This is a genomic window from Streptomyces nymphaeiformis, from assembly GCF_014203895.1.
Lineage (GTDB): Bacteria > Actinomycetota > Actinomycetes > Streptomycetales > Streptomycetaceae > Streptomyces > Streptomyces nymphaeiformis.
This window is the reverse complement of record NZ_JACHJY010000006.1, coordinates 457,439-475,350: the sequence shown is the minus strand read 5'-3', so window position 1 is coordinate 475,350 and position 17,912 is coordinate 457,439. Positions and strand designations below refer to the sequence as shown.

Annotated in this window: 18 protein-coding genes and 4 tRNA genes; 17 read left to right on the top strand and 5 right to left on the bottom strand. The window is 69.3% G+C overall.

The window, feature by feature from the left end; translation table 11 throughout:
• The first annotated feature begins 92 nt into the window (after positions 1-92).
• Positions 93-174 (top strand) — tRNA-Tyr (locus GGE06_RS22860).
• 80 nt (positions 175-254) lie between these two features.
• On the opposite strand, the gene GGE06_RS22855 is transcribed toward GGE06_RS22860, so the two are convergent.
• Both GGE06_RS22855 and GGE06_RS22850 read right to left on the bottom strand, forming a co-directional pair.
• Positions 255-911 (bottom strand): NAD(P)H-binding protein, encoded by a 657-nt coding sequence (locus GGE06_RS22855; RefSeq protein WP_116159388.1) that lies wholly within the window; start codon positions 909-911, stop codon positions 255-257.
• 2 nt (positions 912-913) lie between these two features.
• Complete coding sequence (locus GGE06_RS22850; protein WP_116159387.1) at positions 914-2,212, bottom strand: amidohydrolase family protein; 1,299 nt, start codon at positions 2,210-2,212, stop codon at positions 914-916.
• A gap of 207 nt (positions 2,213-2,419) precedes the next feature.
• Here GGE06_RS22850 and GGE06_RS22845 point away from each other — a divergent pair.
• The 6 genes from GGE06_RS22845 to GGE06_RS22820 all read left to right on the top strand — a co-directional run bounded on the left by GGE06_RS22845 (position 2,420) and on the right by GGE06_RS22820 (position 4,970).
• Positions 2,420-2,492, top strand: a tRNA-Thr gene (locus GGE06_RS22845).
• 44 nt (positions 2,493-2,536) lie between these two features.
• Positions 2,537-2,609, top strand: a tRNA-Met gene (locus GGE06_RS22840).
• 88 nt (positions 2,610-2,697) lie between these two features.
• Positions 2,698-2,862 (top strand): 50S ribosomal protein L33, encoded by a 165-nt coding sequence (gene rpmG, locus GGE06_RS22835; RefSeq protein ID WP_003956487.1) that lies wholly within the window; start codon positions 2,698-2,700, stop codon positions 2,860-2,862.
• A gap of 102 nt (positions 2,863-2,964) precedes the next feature.
• Positions 2,965-3,417: a MaoC family dehydratase N-terminal domain-containing protein gene (locus tag GGE06_RS22830; protein ID WP_184931558.1), complete on the top strand. Its 453-nt coding sequence runs from the start codon at positions 2,965-2,967 to the stop codon at positions 3,415-3,417.
• 2 nt (positions 3,418-3,419) lie between these two features.
• Positions 3,420-3,848 (top strand): MaoC family dehydratase, encoded by a 429-nt coding sequence (locus GGE06_RS22825; RefSeq protein WP_116159386.1) that lies wholly within the window; start codon positions 3,420-3,422, stop codon positions 3,846-3,848.
• 42 nt (positions 3,849-3,890) lie between these two features.
• Entirely contained in the window at positions 3,891-4,970 is a 1,080-nt protein-coding gene (locus tag GGE06_RS22820; protein WP_312883235.1) for a UDP-N-acetylmuramate dehydrogenase, read from the top strand.
• A 3-nt stretch (positions 4,971-4,973) separates the two neighbouring features.
• On the opposite strand, the gene GGE06_RS22815 is transcribed toward GGE06_RS22820, so the two are convergent.
• Entirely contained in the window at positions 4,974-5,606 is a 633-nt protein-coding gene (locus GGE06_RS22815; RefSeq protein ID WP_116159384.1) for an NAD(P)-dependent oxidoreductase, read from the bottom strand.
• A gap of 87 nt (positions 5,607-5,693) precedes the next feature.
• On the opposite strand from GGE06_RS22815, the gene GGE06_RS22810 reads away from it, so the two are divergent.
• The gene (locus GGE06_RS22810) at positions 5,694-6,293 is read left to right on the top strand and encodes a TetR/AcrR family transcriptional regulator (protein WP_116159383.1); all 600 of its coding nucleotides are present in this window, start codon (positions 5,694-5,696) and stop codon (positions 6,291-6,293) included.
• On the opposite strand, the gene GGE06_RS22805 is transcribed toward GGE06_RS22810, so the two are convergent.
• Positions 6,283-7,302 carry an adenosine deaminase gene (locus tag GGE06_RS22805; protein ID WP_116159382.1) on the bottom strand — a complete coding sequence of 340 codons (1,020 nt, stop codon included), beginning with the start codon at positions 7,300-7,302 and terminating at the stop codon, positions 6,283-6,285. The two genes, GGE06_RS22810 and GGE06_RS22805, sit on opposite strands and share 11 nt — an antisense overlap.
• 124 nt (positions 7,303-7,426) lie before the next feature.
• Positions 7,427-8,653 (bottom strand): pyridoxal phosphate-dependent aminotransferase, encoded by a 1,227-nt coding sequence (locus tag GGE06_RS22800; protein ID WP_116159381.1) that lies wholly within the window; start codon positions 8,651-8,653, stop codon positions 7,427-7,429.
• Between the two features lie 205 nt (positions 8,654-8,858).
• Between GGE06_RS22800 and GGE06_RS22795 the strand changes: the two genes are divergently transcribed.
• The 9 genes from GGE06_RS22795 (at position 8,859) to rpoB (ending at position 17,860) form a co-directional block, all read left to right on the top strand.
• A tRNA-Trp gene (locus GGE06_RS22795) sits at positions 8,859-8,931 on the top strand.
• A 105-nt stretch (positions 8,932-9,036) separates the two neighbouring features.
• Entirely contained in the window at positions 9,037-9,324 is a 288-nt protein-coding gene (gene secE / locus GGE06_RS22790) for a preprotein translocase subunit SecE (protein WP_116159380.1), read from the top strand.
• Between the two features lie 43 nt (positions 9,325-9,367).
• Complete coding sequence (gene nusG / locus GGE06_RS22785; RefSeq protein ID WP_116159379.1) at positions 9,368-10,228, top strand: transcription termination/antitermination protein NusG; 861 nt, start codon at positions 9,368-9,370, stop codon at positions 10,226-10,228.
• Positions 10,229-10,386: 158 nt separating this feature from the next.
• Entirely contained in the window at positions 10,387-10,821 is a 435-nt protein-coding gene (gene rplK, locus GGE06_RS22780; RefSeq protein WP_030687894.1) for a 50S ribosomal protein L11, read from the top strand.
• Positions 10,822-10,900: 79 nt separating this feature from the next.
• A complete protein-coding gene (rplA, locus tag GGE06_RS22775; RefSeq protein WP_116159378.1) occupies positions 10,901-11,629 on the top strand; it encodes a 50S ribosomal protein L1 in 729 nt (242 codons plus the stop codon).
• Between the two features lie 95 nt (positions 11,630-11,724).
• Complete coding sequence (locus GGE06_RS22770) at positions 11,725-12,549, top strand: SCO4651 family lipoprotein (protein ID WP_147321070.1); 825 nt, start codon at positions 11,725-11,727, stop codon at positions 12,547-12,549.
• A 250-nt stretch (positions 12,550-12,799) separates the two neighbouring features.
• Positions 12,800-13,330: a 50S ribosomal protein L10 gene (gene rplJ / locus GGE06_RS22765; protein ID WP_030687887.1), complete on the top strand. Its 531-nt coding sequence runs from the start codon at positions 12,800-12,802 to the stop codon at positions 13,328-13,330.
• A gap of 112 nt (positions 13,331-13,442) precedes the next feature.
• Positions 13,443-13,829, top strand: coding sequence for a 50S ribosomal protein L7/L12 (rplL, locus tag GGE06_RS22760; RefSeq protein ID WP_116159376.1), 387 nt, complete (start codon positions 13,443-13,445; stop codon positions 13,827-13,829).
• Between the two features lie 548 nt (positions 13,830-14,377).
• The gene (rpoB, locus tag GGE06_RS22755) at positions 14,378-17,860 is read left to right on the top strand and encodes a DNA-directed RNA polymerase subunit beta (protein WP_116159375.1); all 3,483 of its coding nucleotides are present in this window, start codon (positions 14,378-14,380) and stop codon (positions 17,858-17,860) included.
• Positions 17,861-17,912: the final 52 nt, after the last annotated feature.

The following is a 17,912-nucleotide window of genomic DNA, read 5'->3' as shown; positions in this document are numbered from 1 at the left end:
CGGGTGGCGAACCACCCCCGGGGATCAGGTATTGTTTACGTCGTTGCCGGGGAACACCGCAGAAACGCGGTGAACCAAGGCAGCGAACCCATGGCGATGTGCCCGAGTGGCCAATGGGAGCGGACTGTAAATCCGTCGGCTTAGCCTACCCAGGTTCGAATCCTGGCGTCGCCACGTGAAGAAGGTCCCCGGTGCTTGCACCGGGGACCTTCACTCGTTTCCGGGGACGATCGGCTTTCCGGGGGCGATCGGCGTCAATTGCCGGCCACGTCCTTCACCGCGACCGAGAGCGGCACCGAGCCGGCGACCAGTTCCAGGGTGAGGCCGGCCGTGGCCGGCGTGTCGATGAGTTCCGCGAGGACCGCGGCCACGTCGTCCCTCGGGACCGGTCCGCGGCCCGTACGGGCCTCCAGGCGGACCATGCCCGTGCCCGCGTCGTCCGTCAGGGAGCCGGGGCGCAGGATCGTCCACTCCAGGGCCGTACGCGCGCGGACGTCGTCGTCGGCCGCGCCCTTCGCGCGGAGGTAGGCGTCGAAGACGCCGTCGCCCGGGTGGGAGGCGTCCGCGCCCATCGAGGAGACGACGAGGTAGCGCCGCACGCCCGCGCGTTCCGCCGCGTCCGCGAACAGCACCGCGGCCGCCCGGTCCACCGAGTCCTTGCGGGCGGAGCCGCTGCCCGGACCCGCGCCCGCCGCGAAGACGGCCGCGTCGGCGCCCTGGAGCACCGCGGCGACCATCTCGACCGACGCCGACTCCAGGTCGAGCACGACGGGCTCCGCGCCCGCCTCCCGCAGGTCGTCGTCCTGTTCCGGGTTGCGGATGATCCCCGCGACCTCGTGCCCCGCCGCCGAGAGCAGCCGCTCCAGGCGCAGGGCGATCTGTCCGTGTCCTCCAGCGATGACGATGCGCATACTCACGACCGTACGTCGGGTCCGGCCGGAGGGCCCCCCGGCTCGGGCGGCCGCTCCGGGCGCTCGGGGCGCTCGGGACGCGCCTGCCGGGGCAGGTCCAGGGCCGCCGCCGAGTCGCAGTACTCCCGCACCGCGCTCGTCCGGGCCACCACCCGCCCCCGGTGCACCACGATCCGGCTGTACGCGAGGGACAGCACGCCCGCCAGGCGCTCGCCCCGCACCGCGAGCAGCTCCGCGGGGAAGCCGGCCTCCACCCGCACCTCCGGCAGGCCCATGGCCGCGCGCGCGTGCGTGCTCACCGCCCCGTACGCCTCCTCGGGCGGCAGTCCGCCGAGCGAGGCGAGGAGGTAGGCCGCCTCCAGCGGGTCCCCGCGCCCCACCGGGTTGGCCACGTCCCGCAGCGCCCCGCTGCCCGCCGCGACCCGCACCCCGGCCGCCCGCAGCAGCCGTACGGGGGCGGTGCCGCGCACCTCGGTCGCCCCGCATCCGCCCTGGGGCAGGCAGACCACGGTCACGCCGGCCGCCGCCAGCTGGTCCGCCGCCCGCCGGGCCGCGGCGGCGGGAAGCCGGGCGAGCCCCGCGCACGGCCCGATCGTCACCCCGGGCCACAGCCCGCCGGCCATCGCCGCGAGCCGGGCGAGCCGCGCCGGGTCGTCCCCGTCGGTGTGCAGGTCGACGGGGACGCCGTGTTCGGCGGCGACCTCCAGGACGGCCTCCACGTACCCGGTCGGGTCCGGGTCGAGGTCCGGGCAGCCGCCGACCACGCCGGCGCCCATCTTCACCGCGTCCCGCAGCGTCGCGAGCCCGTCCGCGCCCGCGACGCCGGTGAGCAGCCGGGGCACGGCGACGGCCGTCAGGTCGGCGAGGCCGCGCAGCGAGCGCCGGGCCTGGAGCACCGCTTCGAGCGGGCCGAGCCCGTGGACGTCGCCGATGCGCACGTGCGCGCGGAGCGCCGTCGCGCCGTGGCCGAGCTGGAGCAGCGCCGCCTCGGTGGCCCGCCGCTGCACGTCCTCGGGGGCGTACGAGACGGGGCCCGGGGTGTCGGCGGAGAGCGCCGTGTCGGCGTGGGCGTGGGGTTCGGCGGCGGCGGGCAGCAGGAGGTAGCCGGCGAGGTCCACGCGCGCACCCACGGCGGTGAGGCTGCCCGCGGTGCCGACGGCCTCGATGCGGCCGCCGACGAGCCGGACGTCCACGGTCCTCCCGTCGGTGAGCCGGGCGTGGGAGAGCAGGAGCGAGGTCGAGTCGGCGGTGGTGGCGGCCCCGTCCTCGGGTGGCTGGGGCTGCTTGCTGTCGGCTGACATCGGGCTCCTCAAGGCTCCTCAAGCTCAAGATCACGAAGCGTGGGACCGAGCCTAGGGGCGCTCGGAGCGGCCTTCGGGGAGGAGCGGCAAAAGTCGTACCGATGAGGCCACGAGTGGCGTACGGGACGCCTGATGAGGGCCGTCGCGGGGGGTCGGGGAAACGGATTTGGGTGATGGGCCGGAGACCGTGTAATGTCTTCCTCGCTCGCCCCAATAGCTCAGTCGGTAGAGCGTCTCCATGGTAAGGAGAAGGTCTACGGTTCGATTCCGTATTGGGGCTCTGGTGAGAGGGATCCCGCCTTCGGGCGGGATCCGGATCATCAAAGCGGTGTAGCTCAGTCGGTAGAGCAAGCGGCTCATAATCGCTGTGTCACCGGTTCAAGTCCGGTCACCGCTACAGACAGTAGCCGATTGTGGGGTCGGTCCTACGATCGGCTACTCTTCTATGCGTTCATCCGTCCATCCGTCCGTCAAGGAGCACTCACGTGGCTGCCACCGACGTCCGCCCGAAGATCACGCTGGCCTGCGTGGAGTGCAAGGAGCGGAACTACATCACCAAGAAGAACCGGCGTAACAACCCGGACCGTCTTGAGATGAAGAAGCACTGCCCCCGCTGCAACTCGCACACCGCGCACCGCGAGACGCGCTAATCAGGCTCGTACACGAGGCCGTCCCCACTCGGGGGCGGCCTCGTGTCGTTTGTCGGCTCCCCCCGACAGGCATCGGCAACAAATCCAGGAGGTATCGAGTCCATGGCGCTCGACCAGTCCTTCGTGGGCCGGACCTATCCGCCCACCCCGCCCTACGAGGTCGGCCGCGAGAAGATCCGCGAGTTCGCCGAGGCGATCGGTGACGCGAATCCCGCGTACACCGACACCGAGGCGGCCAAGGCGCTCGGACATTCCGATGTGATCGCCCCGCCCACTTTCGTGTTCGCCATCACATTCAAGGCCGCCGGGGCCGTCATCGAGGACCCGCAGCTGGGTCTCGACTACAGCCGCGTCGTCCACGGCGACCAGAAGTTCGCCTACACCCGGCCCGTCCACGCCGGGGACCGGCTCTCGGTCACCTCCACCATCGAGGCGATCAAGTCCCTCGCCGGCAACGACATCCTGGACATCCGCGGCGAGGTCCACGACGCCTCCGGCGAACACGTCGTCACCGCCTGGACCAAGCTCGTCTCCCGCGCACCCGAGGGGGCCTGACCATGACCGCGAAGATCGCCTACGACGAGGTCGAGGTCGGCACCGAGCTGCCCGCGCAGACCTTCCCCGTGACCCGCGCCACGCTCGTGCAGTACGCCGGCGCCTCCGGGGACTTCAACCCCATCCACTGGAACGAGAAGTTCGCGGTCGAGGTCGGCCTCCCGGACGTCATCGCCCACGGCATGTTCACCATGGCCGAGGCGATCCGCGTCGTCACCGACTGGGCCGGCGACCCCGCCGCCGTCGTCGAGTACGGCGTCCGCTTCACCAAGCCGGTCGTCGTCCCCAACGACGGGACCGGCGCCCTGATCGAGGTCTCCGCCAAGGTCGCCGCGAAGCTGGACGACCAGCAGGTGCGGGTCGACATCACGGCCATGAGCGCCGGACAGAAGGTCCTCGGCATGAGCCGGGCCGTGGTCCGGCTGGCCTGACGGCTGTTTGTTCCACTCGCGGATGGAACGTTCCGTCCGCGAGTGGAACGTACTCTTGAGCGCGTGCAGCTCCTCAACGACGCCCCCCTCGCGCCCCTGACCACCTTCCGGCTCGGCGGGCCCGCCACCCGGCTCGTCACCGCCACCACCGACGACGAGGTGGTCGCGGCGGTCCGTGAGGCCGACGCCGCCGGGACCCCGCTGCTGATCATCGGCGGCGGTTCCAACCTGGTCATCGGGGACAAGGGCTTCGACGGCACCGCGCTGCGCATCGCCACCACCGGGTTCTCGCTCGACGGAACCCGCCTGGAGCTCGCCGCCGGAGAGGTCTGGACGGACGCCGTGGCGCGGACCGTCGAGGCCGGGCTCGCCGGGATCGAGTGCCTGGCCGGCATCCCCGGCTCGGCCGGCGCGACCCCGATCCAGAACGTCGGCGCGTACGGGCAGGACGTCTCCGCCACCATCAGCGAGGTCGTCGCCTACGACCGGCGCGCCGAGGAGACCGTCACCCTCGCGAACGCCGAGTGCGCCTTCTCGTACCGGCACAGCCTCTTCAAGGACCAGCCCGACCGGTACGTCGTGCTGCGGGTCCGCTTCGAGCTGGAGGACGCGGACGGGCTGTCCGCGCCGATCAAGTACCCCGAGACCGCCCGAGCCCTGGGCGTCGAGGCCGGGGACCGGGTGCCCCTCGCCACCGCCCGCGAGAGCGTCCTCAGGCTCCGCGCGAGCAAGGGCATGGTCCTGGCTGCAGAAGACCACGACACCTGGTCCGCGGGATCCTTCTTCACCAACCCGATCCTCACGGCGGGGGAGTACGAGACCTTCCGCGCGCGCGTGGCGGAGCGGCTCGGCCCCGACGTCGCCGCGCCGGCCTTCCCGGCGGGCGAGGACGGCGCCGTGAAGACCTCGGCGGCCTGGCTGATCGACAAGGCCGGCTTCACCAAGGGGTACGGATCCGGGCCCGCCCGGATCTCCACCAAGCACACGCTCGCCCTCACCAACCGAGGCGAGGCGACCACCGAGGACCTCCTGGCCCTCGCCCGCGAGGTCGTCGCCGGCGTACGGGAGGCCTTCGGGGTCACCCTCGTCAACGAGCCGGTGACCGTCGGGGTCGAGCTCTAGGCCTCAGTACGCGACGCCGACGCCCTGCCCGACCGTCGCGGGGTCGTCGATCATCGCCAGCATCGCGTGTGCCACGTCGGCGCGGGCCAGGGAGCGGCCCCGGGACGGGGTGCCGCCGACGACCTTGCGGTACCGGCCCGTGCCGGGCTTGTTCGTCAGCTTGGGCGGGCGTACGGAGGTCCAGTCGGTGGCGCTCGCGGCGAGGTCCGACTCCATGACCCGCAGATCGGCGTAGACGTCCTTGAGGACGTTGTTGATGATCGCCAGGACCGCCTTGTCCACGAGGGCCTGACCGTCCGGGACCGGGCCGAGCGGGGCCGCGCTGACCACCAGGAGCCGGCGGGTCTTCTCGGCCTCCATCGCCGCGAGCACCGAGCGGGTGAGGCGCGCGGTCACGCCCGCGTCCGCGCGGCTGCGGGCCCCGAGGCCCGAGAGCACCGCGTCCCGGCCCGCGACGGCCCCGCGCAGGGCCTCGGGGTCGGACAGGTCGGCCCGCCGGACCGTGAGGCGCGTGCCGGTCACCGTGAGCCGCGCCGGATCCCGCACGACCGCCGTGACCTCGTGGCCCGAGGCCAGGGCCTGCCGGACGATCTCCTGGCCGATGCCGCCGGTCGCGCCGAAGACTGTGAGCTTCATGTCGCACCCTCCCCGGGTGGGTAAGTATTCACTCACCCCCAGGGTGAGTGGATACTCACTCGTACGTCAAGCGTGGCTGGAGGATGCATGGAACAGAAGCCGACCCGCACCCGGATCGTCGACGCCGCCCGCGACCTCATGCGCACGGCGGGGCTCGCCCGGACCACCACCAAGGAGATCGCCAAGGCGGCCGGCTGCTCGGAAGCCGCGCTCTACAAGTACTTCAGCAGCAAGGAGGAGCTCTTCCTGGCCGTCCTGAACGAGCGACTTCCCCAGCTCGGCGGGCTCCTCGGCGCGCTCGCCGCCGACCCCGGCGGCCGCACCGTCGAGGAGAACCTCACCCGGGTCGCCCGGCAGGCCGCGCTCTTCTACGAGCAGACCTTCCCGGTCGTCGCGTCCCTCTACGCGGAACCGCAGCTCAAGCGGCGCCACGAGGAGGCCATGCGCACGTACGGGATGGGCCCCCACAAGCCCATCGAAGGCCTCGCCGCCTACCTCCGCGCCGAGCAGCGGCACGGCCGCATCAGCGCCGACGCCGACCCGGTGGCCGCCGCGTCCCTGCTCCTCGGAGCCTGTGTGCAGCGCTCCTTCGCCTGGGAGATGGCCCCGGACCGCCGGCCGCCGGACTCCCTCGACGACTTCGCCCGCGCCCTCGCCCGGACCCTCCTCGCGGGGATCAGCAGCTGATCCAGTCGTCGATCCCCGCCAGCAGCTTCGCCCGGACGTCCTCCGGCGCCGCCGAGCCCCGCACCGACTGACGGGCCAGCTCCGCCAGTTCCGCGTCCGTGAACCCGTGGTGCTTCCGCGCGATCTCGTACTGGGCGGCGAGACGCGAGCCGAAGAGCAGCGGGTCGTCCGCGCCGAGCGCCATCGGCACCCCGGCCTCGAACAGGGTCCGCAGGGGGACGTCCTCGTGCTTCTCGTACACCCCGAGCGCCACGTTCGACGCCGGGCAGACCTCGCAGGTCACGCCCCGCTCGGCGAGCTTCCGCAGCAGCCGCGGGTCCTCCGCCGACCGCACCCCGTGCCCGACCCGCGCCGCCCGCAGATCGTCCAGGCAGTCCCGTACGGACGAGGGCCCCGTCAGCTCTCCGCCGTGCGGGGCCGCCAGGAGGCCGCCCTCCCGCGCGATCGCGAAGGCCCGGTCGAAGTCCCGGGCCATGCCCCGCCGTTCGTCGTTGGAGAGCCCGAAACCGACCACGCCCCGGTCCGCGAAGCGCACTGCGAGCCGGGCCAGGGTCCGCGCCTCCAGGGGGTGCTTCATCCGGTTCGCCGCGACGAGCACCCGCATCCCGAGCCCGGTCTCCCTGGAGGCCGCGTCGACCGCGTCCAGGATGATCTCCAGGGCCGGGATCAGACCGCCCAGGTGCGGGGCGTACGAGGTGGGGTCGACCTGGATCTCCAGCCACCCCGAGCCGTCCCTGACGTCCTCCTGGGCCGCCTCCCGGACCAGGCGCTGGATGTCCTCCGGCGCGCGCAGGCAGGAGCGGGCGATGTCGTACAGCCGCTGGAAGCGGAACCAGCCGCGCTCGTCGGTGGCCCGCAGCCTGGGAGGCGTACCGCTCTTGAGCGCCTCCGGGAGGTGCACGCCGTACTTGTCGGCGAGTTCGAGCAGCGTCGTGGGCCGCATCGAGCCGGTGAAGTGCAGGTGCAGATGGGCCTTGGGCAGCAGGGTGAGATCGCGTGGGTGCTCCATTGCCCGATACTGCCGCACCCGAATGGACGAATACAGTCCGTTTCCCCGATCGGGACCTTGCTAGAACGTAAAAACGGGCCCCCGGTTCCGGAGAACCAGGGGCCCAGCCAGCAACGTCGCCAGCTCAGTCGCGCGCCTCGGCGAGGAGCTTCTGGATCCGGGACACGCCCTCCACCAGGTCCTCGTCGCCCAGCGCGTAGGAAAGGCGCAGGTAGCCCGGGGTGCCGAAGGCCTCGCCCGGGACGACCGCGACCTCGGCCTCGTCCAGGATCAGGGCGGCCAGCTCGACCGAGGTCTGCGGGCGCTTGCCGCGGATCTCCTTGCCGAGCAGCGCCTTCACCGACGGGTACGCGTAGAACGCGCCCTCCGGCGTCGGGCAGTACACGCCCTCGATCTCGTTCAGCATCCGCACGATCGTCTGGCGGCGGCGGTCGAAGGCCTCGCGCATCTTCGCGACCGCGTCCAGGTTGCCCGAGACGGCGGCGAGCGCGGCGACCTGCGCGACGTTGCTCACGTTGGACGTGGCGTGCGACTGCAGGTTCGTCGCGGCCTTCACGACGTCCTTCGGGCCGACGATCCACCCGACGCGCCAGCCCGTCATCGCGTACGTCTTCGCCACGCCGTTGACCACGATGCACTTGTCGCGCAGCTCGGGCACCAGCGTCGGCAGCGAGGTGAACTTCGCGTCGCCGTAGACCAGGTGCTCGTAGATCTCGTCCGTCAGGACCCACAGACCGTGCTCGACGGCCCAGCGGCCGATCGCCTCGGCGTCCGCCTCGCTGTAGACCGCGCCGGTCGGGTTCGAGGGGGAGACGAAGAGGACGACCTTGGTCTTCTCCGTGCGCGCCGCCTCCAGCTGCTCCACCGAGACCCGGTAGCCGGTGGTCTCGTCGGCGACGACCTCCACCGGGACGCCGCCCGCGAGGCGGATCGACTCGGGGTACGTCGTCCAGTACGGCGCCGGGACGATGACCTCGTCGCCCGGGTCGAGGATCGCGGCGAAGGCCTCGTAGATCGCCTGCTTGCCGCCGTTGGTCACCAGGACCTGGGAGGCGTCGACCTCGTAGCCGGAGTCGCGCAGCGTCTTGGCGGCGATCGCGGCCTTCAGCTCGGGCAGACCGCCGGCCGGCGTGTAGCGGTGGTACTTGGGGTTCTTGCAGGCCTCGACGGCCGCCTCGACGATGTAGTCCGGGGTCGGGAAGTCGGGCTCACCCGCGCCGAAACCGATCACCGGGCGACCGGCGGCCTTGAGTGCCTTGGCCTTGGCGTCGACGGCGAGGGTGGCGGACTCGGAGATCGCACCGATCCGGGCGGAGACCCGACGCTCGGTGGGAGGGGTAGCAGCGCTCATGCGGCCATCGTCCCAGACCCCGTAAGGGCCCGGCACACGGGTTTCACGGACCGGACAGGAACGGTCATTCCCGGTCGTACGCGCTTCCGACGGCAGGTCGGCGCAGTTCCTGTTCGACGTAGGGGCCCCTGACCACGTATGCTCACTCCTCGTTGGCCCACAGCGACCACATCTCACGATGCGGTAGGTTGAGGGGCACCGACAAAGGGTCGTAGCTCAATTGGTAGAGCACCGGTCTCCAAAACCGGCGGTTGGGGGTTCAAGTCCCTCCGGCCCTGCTACACACACCGCCAGGTGTTGTGCGCATGTGTACGTACTTCATTGCACCGCCGTGCGGCTCCACCCGGGCGCGGCACGGCCGACCCGGAATCAGGTGAGAGATCGTGACGGACGCCGTAGGCTCCATCGACATGCCTGATGCCGATGACGAGACCACCGAGTCGAAGAAGAAGTCCCGTAAGGGCGGCAAGCGCGGAAAGAAGGGCCCTCTGGGCCGTCTCGCGCTCTTCTACCGCCAGATCATCGCGGAGCTCCGCAAGGTCGTCTGGCCCACGCGCAACCAGCTGACGTCGTACACGTCCGTGGTGATTGTCTTCGTCGTCATCATGATCGGCCTTGTCACCGTGATTGACTATGGCTTCCAGGAAGCAGTCAAGTACGTCTTCGGCTGACTTTTTGTTCCACCCATCTGTATCGCAGGAAGAAGCAGCCACCGTGTCTGACGCGAACCTGAACGACGCCTTCGAGTCCGAGTCCGTCGAGGACGAGCTGGACATCGTCGAGGCCGCCGACGAGGACGTCGAGGACGTCGAGGTCGACGCTGCTGAGGACGCTGCGGACGAGGACGTCGAGGTCGACGAGGTCGACGAGGACGAGGACGCTGCGGACGAGGCCGACGAGGACGACACCGTCGAGGCCGAGGACGAGACCGAGGAGGAGGCCGAGCCGGCCGCCCCGGTCGACCCGGTCGCCGCGCTCCGCGAGGAGCTCCGCACCCTCCCCGGCGAGTGGTACGTCATCCACACCTACGCGGGCTACGAGAAGCGCGTGAAGGCCAACCTCGAGCAGCGTGCCGTCTCGCTCAACGTCGAGGACTTCATCTACCAGGCCGAGGTCCCCGAGGAAGAGATCGTCCAGATCAAGGGCGGCGAGCGGAAGAACGTCAAGCAGAACAAGCTCCCCGGCTACGTCCTCGTCCGCATGGACCTGACGAACGAGTCCTGGGGCGTCGTCCGCAACACCCCCGGCGTCACCGGCTTCGTGGGCAACGCCTACGACCCGTACCCGCTGACCCTGGACGAGATCGTCAAGATGCTCGCCCCGGAGGCCGAGGAGAAGGCCGCCCGCGAGGCCGCCGAGGCCGAGGGCAAGCCGGCTCCGGCCCGCAAGCTGGAGGTCCAGGTCCTGGACTTCGAGGTCGGCGACTCGGTCACCGTCACCGACGGCCCGTTCGCGACGCTCCAGGCCACGATCAACGAGATCAACCCGGACTCCAAGAAGGTCAAGGGCCTCGTCGAGATCTTCGGTCGCGAGACCCCGGTCGAGCTCAGCTTCGACCAGATCCAGAAGAACTGATCTCACCGTCTTCCGACCAGGTCAGAGTGGCTCTCGCAGCCGCTCTGACCTGCTCGGTTTTTAGCCGCACGTCTATACCCGTTATCGTTGTGCGGTATGCCTGCATCCGGATGACCGGAAGGCGGGCTGAACACTCTCACTAGGACCCGGAGAGAGCAATGCCTCCCAAGAAGAAGAAGGTCACGGGGCTTATCAAGCTCCAGATCAACGCCGGTGCGGCCAACCCGGCCCCGCCGGTCGGCCCCGCGCTCGGTCAGCACGGCGTCAACATCATGGAGTTCTGCAAGGCCTACAACGCCGCGACCGAGTCGCAGCGTGGCATGGTCGTGCCGGTGGAGATCACGGTCTACGAAGACCGCACCTTCACCTTCATCACCAAGACTCCGCCGGCCGCCAAGCTGATCCTCAAGGCCGCGGGTGTGGAGAAGGGCTCCGGCGAGCCGCACAAGACCAAGGTCGCCAAGCTCACGGCCGCCCAGGTCCGCGAGATCGCCACGGTCAAGCTCCCCGACCTCAACGCCAACGACCTGGACGCCGCGTCCAAGATCATCGCTGGCACCGCCCGCTCCATGGGCATCACGGTCGAGGGCTGATCACCCCCCGTTTGACCTTTCAGTGGTAGGGCCGGCGCGGCCCGCACCACGACTCCACCCCTGAACCACAGGAGAAGCAGTGAAGCGCAGCAAGGCTCTCCGCAACGCGGACGCCAAGATCGACCGCGAGCGGCTCTACGCTCCCCTCGAGGCCGTCCGCCTCGCCAAGGAGACCGCCACCACGAAGTTCGACGGCACCGTCGAGGTCGCCTTCCGCCTGGGTGTCGACCCGCGCAAGGCCGACCAGATGGTCCGTGGCACCGTGAACCTCCCGCACGGCACCGGCAAGACCGCCCGGGTCCTGGTCTTCGCGACCGGTGAGCGTGCCGAGGCCGCGATCGCCGCGGGTGCCGACATCGTCGGCTCCGACGAGCTCATCGACGAGATCTCCAAGGGCAACCGCCTGAACGAGTTCGACGCCGTTGTGGCCACCCCGGACCTCATGGGCAAGGTCGGCCGCCTCGGCCGCGTCCTCGGCCCGCGTGGTCTCATGCCGAACCCCAAGGTCGGCACCGTCACCCCCGATGTCGCGAAGGCTGTCAACGACATCAAGGGCGGCAAGATCGAGTTCCGCGTCGACAAGCACTCGAACCTCCACTTCATCATCGGCAAGGTCTCCTTCGACGAGACGAAGCTGGTCGAGAACTACGCCGCGGCCCTGGAGGAGATCCTCCGTCTGAAGCCGTCCGCCGCGAAGGGTCGCTACATCAAGAAGGCGGCCCTCACGACGACGATGGGCCCCGGCATCCCGCTGGACTCCAACCGCACCCGCAACCTCCTCGTCGAGGAGGACCCGGCCGCGGTCTGAGCCCCACAGGCTCGCTGAGTGGTCAGCCGGCCCCGCACCTCTCCGGAGGTGCGGGGCCGGTTTCGTGCACGAGAACGATCAAGGGGTGGGGAACCGTGACGAGCAGGAGCCGATGGAGGTACGCCGTGGTGGCCCTCGCCGTCGTGGCGGGTGCCGTGGGGTGTCAGGACGGCGACGGCGGTACGAAGGCGGCCGGGGCCTCCGCGACGGCGCAGCCGGGCGCGCAGGCCACCCAGAGCCCGGAGGAGGCCGCGAAGGCCGTCCGGGCCGCGTACGCCAGGACCTCGGCGGCGAAGAGCGCCAAGGTCGAGATGCGCCTCACCGTGGGGGGTGGGAAGGCGCCGGGCGGCAGCACGTTCACCGGTGTCCAGGCGTGGGGTCCCGTGGCCGCCGATCTGAAGGTCTTCGACTCGTCGTACCTGGCCGACATCCCCGGCGCTCCCGTCGAGACGCGCGTGGTCACGGCCGGCGAGGCCACCTATGTGGACCTGGGCAAGGGGCTCACCGCGCAGACGGGCGGCAAGCGCTGGCTGAAGGTGGAGGCCGGGGGCGCCGCCGGCGGGGACGAGCTGACGGTCCAGCTGACCGGCGGTCTGACGGCCGCGAACATGGACCTGCCCAAGGAGCTCGGCCTCCTCGCCGGGTCGTCGGCGGTCAAGCACCTCGGCCCCGGGACGCGCGGCGACTTCAAGGGGGCGCAGGGGTACGAGGGCGAGCTTCCCGACGGCACGTTCGTGCAGGTCTGGATCGGCGCGGACGGCTACCCGATGGAGACCCGCGTCGCTTCGGAGGCCGGCGGGACCAGCACCGCGCTCACCACGAAGTACTCCGACTTCGGCGCCGAGGCCGCAGTCCAGGCCCCGCCCGCCGGCGAGACCGTCGCCTTCGTGGATCTCCTGAAGCGCCTCGGCAGGGGCTGATTTGCTCCTGGCCCAGGCCATCACGTACGCTTCCACAGAAGCCAAAGACCGCTGGTCGTTGCTGTGCCCTTACCGGGTGCGGTGGCCGAAGGATCCGCTCACGACGGACGACCCGCGCAGGTGACTGTGGAAGGTTCCCGGATTTCACGATTCGGTCGAGCTCAGCCCCGTGCGCCTGCGCCCGGGGCGTTTTGTTTTGTTCAGTCCCCTTCTGAGCGGTCCTCATCACCCGGAAGGAGGCTGAAGCACTATGCCGACGCCCAACAAGGCTGCATCGGTGGCCGAGCTCAAGGACGCGTTCCAGAGCTCCAACGCCGCCGTGCTGACCGAGTACCGGGGTCTCACCGTCGCGCAGCTCAAGACGCTGCGTCGTTCCCTCGGTGAGAACGCCCAGTACGCCGTGGTGAAGAACACGCTGACCAAGATTGCGGCCAACGAGGCCGGGATCACCGCACTGGACGAGCACTTCGCTGGTCCGACCGCGGTCGCCTTCGTCACCGGTGACCCGGTGGAGTCGGCGAAGGCCCTGCGTGACTTCGCCAAGGAGAACCCGAACCTCATCATCAAGGCCGGTGTCCTTGACGGTAAGGCTCTCTCCGCCGACGACATCAAGAAGCTTGCGGACCTCGAGTCCCGCGAGGTTCTGCTCAGCAAGCTGGCCGGTGCCTTCAAGGGCAAGCAGTCTCAGGCTGCCTCGCTCTTCCAGGCGCTGCCGTCGAAGTTCGTCCGCACTGCGGAAGCGCTTCGCGTCAAGCTCGCCGAGCAGGGCGGTGCCGAGTAATTCGGCTCGCGCATTGATCCGCGCCGCCTAGTGCGCGGGTCGTAGCGGGCCGTTACGCCCGCCTCTATAGACACATCGGCACCTGCCGAGATTAGTGGAAGGATCGCCCATCATGGCGAAGCTCTCTCAGGACGACCTCCTCGCCCAGTTCGAGGAGATGACCCTCATCGAGCTCTCCGAGTTCGTGAAGGCCTTCGAGGAGAAGTTCGACGTCACCGCCGCCGCGGCCGTCGCCGTTGCCGGTCCCGCCGTCGGTGGTGGCGAGGGTGCCGCCCAGGCCGAGGAGCAGGACGAGTTCGACGTCATCCTCGAGGGTGCCGGCGACAAGAAGATCCAGGTCATCAAGGTCGTGCGCGAGCTCACCTCCCTGGGCCTCAAGGAGGCCAAGGACCTCGTCGACGGCACCCCGAAGCCGGTCCTCGAGAAGGTCGCGAAGGAGGCCGCCGAGAAGGCTGCCGAGTCCCTCAAGGCCGCCGGCGCCTCCGTCACGGTCAAGTAAGACCGTTTCGAGTCGCTGTAGCTGACTCCTGCCCCCCGTGTAACGCGGGGGCAGCGAAAGGCGATCACCCTTCTGGGTGGTCGCCTTTCGGCGTTCCCGGGACGGCGTGGCGGGGTACCCGGGAGGCGCCGGAAGCGGAGTATGGTGATCTTCGCCGTGCGCCCCGCAGACCGGCGGGTCTTGACGAACCGCACGCAGCGCGCAATTCTCAGGACGCGTCGTCACAACGATCCGTTTCCGAGGCATGGATCGACGACTGAACGGGCAGTATCGAGGTGCGCCGCACGGCGCGAGGTACCGCGGAGTTGAGAGCAACGAGGGTCGCGAAGAAGTCGCCCTGGACATCAGTGAGCCAAGTGGCTACACTGACCCTTTGCGCTGCCTGTTAGCTGCCTCCTGCCCGTCACCAGGGGCATACCTTCGCATCAGCTTCGTGGACCGACCCCGTCTGACCTGGCCTTTTGGTCATCTCAGGAAACGTCTGCCGTGAAGCGTTGCTGGGGACCGGTACGCGCGTAGTGAGTCCGAGCCCTCGGAAGGACCCCCTCTTGGCCGCCTCGCGCAACGCCTCGACCAATACGAACAACGGCGCAAGCACCGCCCCGCTGCGCATCTCCTTTGCAAAGATCAAGGAGCCCCTCGAGGTTCCGAACCTCCTCGCGCTGCAGACCGAGAGCTTTGACTGGCTGCTCGGCAACGCCGCCTGGAAGGCTCGCGTCGAGGCTGCCCTTGAGTCGGGACAGGACGTCCCCACGAAGTCCGGTCTGGAGGAGATCTTCGAGGAGATCTCCCCGATCGAGGACTTCTCCGGGTCGATGTCGCTGACCTTCCGCGACCACCGCTTCGAGCCGCCGAAGAACTCGATCGACGAGTGCAAGGACCGTGACTTCACGTACGGCGCCCCGCTCTTCGTCACCGCCGAGTTCACCAACAACGAGACCGGCGAGATCAAGTCCCAGACTGTCTTCATGGGCGACTTCCCGCTCATGACCAGCAAGGGCACCTTCGTCATCAACGGCACCGAGCGTGTCGTGGTGTCGCAGCTGGTCCGTTCCCCCGGTGTCTACTTCGACTCCTCCATCGACAAGACGTCCGACAAGGACATCTTCTCCGCCAAGATCATCCCGTCCCGGGGTGCCTGGCTGGAGATGGAGATCGACAAGCGCGACCTGGTCGGTGTCCGCATCGACCGCAAGCGCAAGCAGTCCGTCACCGTCCTCCTGAAGGCCCTCGGCTGGACCACCGAGCAGATCCTGCAGGAGTTCGGCGAGTACGAGTCGATGCGCGCCACCCTGGAGAAGGACCACACCCAGGGCCAGGACGACGCGCTGCTCGACATCTACCGCAAGCTGCGTCCGGGCGAGCCGCCGACCCGTGAGGCCGCTCAGACGCTGCTCGAGAACCTCTACTTCAACCCGAAGCGCTACGACCTCGCGAAGGTCGGCCGCTACAAGGTGAACAAGAAGCTCGGCGCCGACGAGCCGCTGGACGCCGGTGTCCTCACCACCGACGACATCATCGCCACGATCAAGTACCTCGTGAAGCTCCACGCGGGCGAGACCGAGACGGTCGGCGAGAACGGCAACGAGATCGTCGTCGAGCCCGACGACATCGACCACTTCGGCAACCGTCGTCTGCGCAACGTCGGCGAGCTCATCCAGAACCAGGTCCGCACGGGTCTGGCTCGTATGGAGCGCGTCGTCCGCGAGCGGATGACCACCCAGGACGTCGAGGCGATCACGCCGCAGACCCTGATCAACATCCGGCCGGTCGTCGCCTCCATCAAGGAGTTCTTCGGCACCAGCCAGTTGTCCCAGTTCATGGACCAGAACAACCCGCTGTCGGGTCTGACGCACAAGCGTCGTCTCTCGGCACTGGGTCCCGGTGGTCTCTCCCGTGAGCGGGCCGGCTTCGAGGTCCGAGACGTGCACCCGTCCCACTACGGACGCATGTGCCCGATCGAGACCCCCGAAGGCCCGAACATCGGTCTGATCGGTTCGCTCGCCTCGTACGGCCGGATCAACCCCTTCGGCTTCATCGAGACGCCGTACCGCAAGGTCGTCGACGGCCAGGTCACCGACGAGGTCGACTACGTCACCGCCGACGAGGAGGACCGCTTCGTCATCGCCCAGGCGAACGCGACCCTGAACGACGAGCTCCGCTTCACCGAGCCGCGCGTCCTGGTCCGTAAGCGTGGCGGCGAGGTCGACTACGTCGAGCCCTCGGACGTGGACTACATGGACGTCTCGCCGCGCCAGATGGTGTCGGTCGCGACCGCCATGATCCCCTTCCTCGAGCACGACGACGCCAACCGTGCCCTCATGGGCGCGAACATGATGCGTCAGGCCGTCCCGCTCATTAAGTCGGAGGCCCCGCTCGTCGGCACCGGCATGGAGTACCGCTGCGCCACCGACGCCGGCGACGTGCTCAAGGCCGAGAAGGACGGTGTCGTCCAGGAGCTGTCGGCCGACTACATCACGGTCGCCAACGACGACGGCACGTACATCACGTACCGCCTGCACAAGTTCTCCCGCTCCAACCAGGGCACCTCTGTGAACCAGAAGGTCGTCGTGGACGAGGGGCAGCGCGTCATCGAGGGCCAGGTCCTCGCCGACGGTCCCGCCACCGAAGACGGCGAGATGGCGCTCGGCAAGAACCTCCTCGTGGCGTTCATGCCGTGGGAGGGCCACAACTACGAGGACGCGATCATCCTGTCGCAGCGCCTCGTGCAGGACGACGTCCTCTCCTCGATCCACATCGAGGAGCACGAGGTCGACGCCCGTGACACCAAGCTCGGCCCCGAGGAGATCACCCGGGACATCCCGAACGTCTCCGAGGAGGTCCTCGCGGACCTCGACGAGCGCGGCATCATCCGCATCGGTGCCGAGGTCGTCGCCGGCGACATCCTGGTCGGCAAGGTCACCCCGAAGGGTGAGACCGAGCTGACCCCGGAGGAGCGCCTGCTCCGCGCGATCTTCGGTGAGAAGGCCCGTGAGGTCCGTGACACCTCGCTGAAGGTGCCGCACGGCGAGATCGGCAAGATCATCGGCGTCCGCGTCTTCGACCGCGAGGAGGGCGACGAGCTTCCCCCGGGCGTGAACCAGCTGGTCCGCGTCTACGTCGCCCAGAAGCGCAAGATCACCGACGGTGACAAGCTCGCCGGCCGTCACGGCAACAAGGGTGTCATCTCCAAGATCCTTCCGATCGAGGACATGCCGTTCCTCGAGGACGGAACTCCGGTCGACATCATCCTCAACCCGCTGGGTGTCCCGTCCCGAATGAACCCGGGACAGGTCCTGGAGATCCACCTCGGCTGGCTCGCCAGCCGCGGCTGGGACGTCTCCGGCCTCGCGGACGAGTGGGCGCAGCGCCTCCAGGCGATCGGCGCCGACCAGGTCGCCCCCGGCACCAACGTCGCCACCCCGGTCTTCGACGGTGCGCGTGAGGACGAGCTCGCGGGTCTGCTCCAGCACACCATCCCGAACCGGGACGGCGAGCGCATGGTGCTCCCGTCCGGCAAGGCGCGCCTGTTCGACGGCCGCTCCGGCGAGCCGTTCCCGGACCCGATCTCCGTCGGGTACATGTACATCCTCAAGCTCCACCACCTGGTCGACGACAAGCTGCACGCGCGTTCGACCGGCCCGTACTCGATGATCACCCAGCAGCCGCTGGGTGGTAAGGCCCAGTTCGGTGGCCAGCGCTTCGGCGAGATGGAGGTGTGGGCGCTGGAGGCTTACGGCGCCGCGTACGCCCTCCAGGAGCTGCTGACGATCAAGTCCGACGACGTGACCGGCCGCGTGAAGGTCTACGAGGCCATCGTCAAGGGCGAGAACATCCCTGAGCCCGGCATCCCCGAGTCCTTCAAGGTCCTCATCAAGGAGATGCAGTCCCTGTGCCTCAACGTGGAGGTGCTGTCCTCGGACGGCATGTCCATCGAGATGCGCGACACCGACGAGGACGTCTTCCGCGCAGCGGAGGAGCTCGGCATCGACCTGTCCCGGCGCGAGCCGAGCAGCGTCGAAGAGGTCTGACGGGAGTCCGGTGCGGGGACTCGGTGAAACACCACTGAGTCCCCCGCCGGCC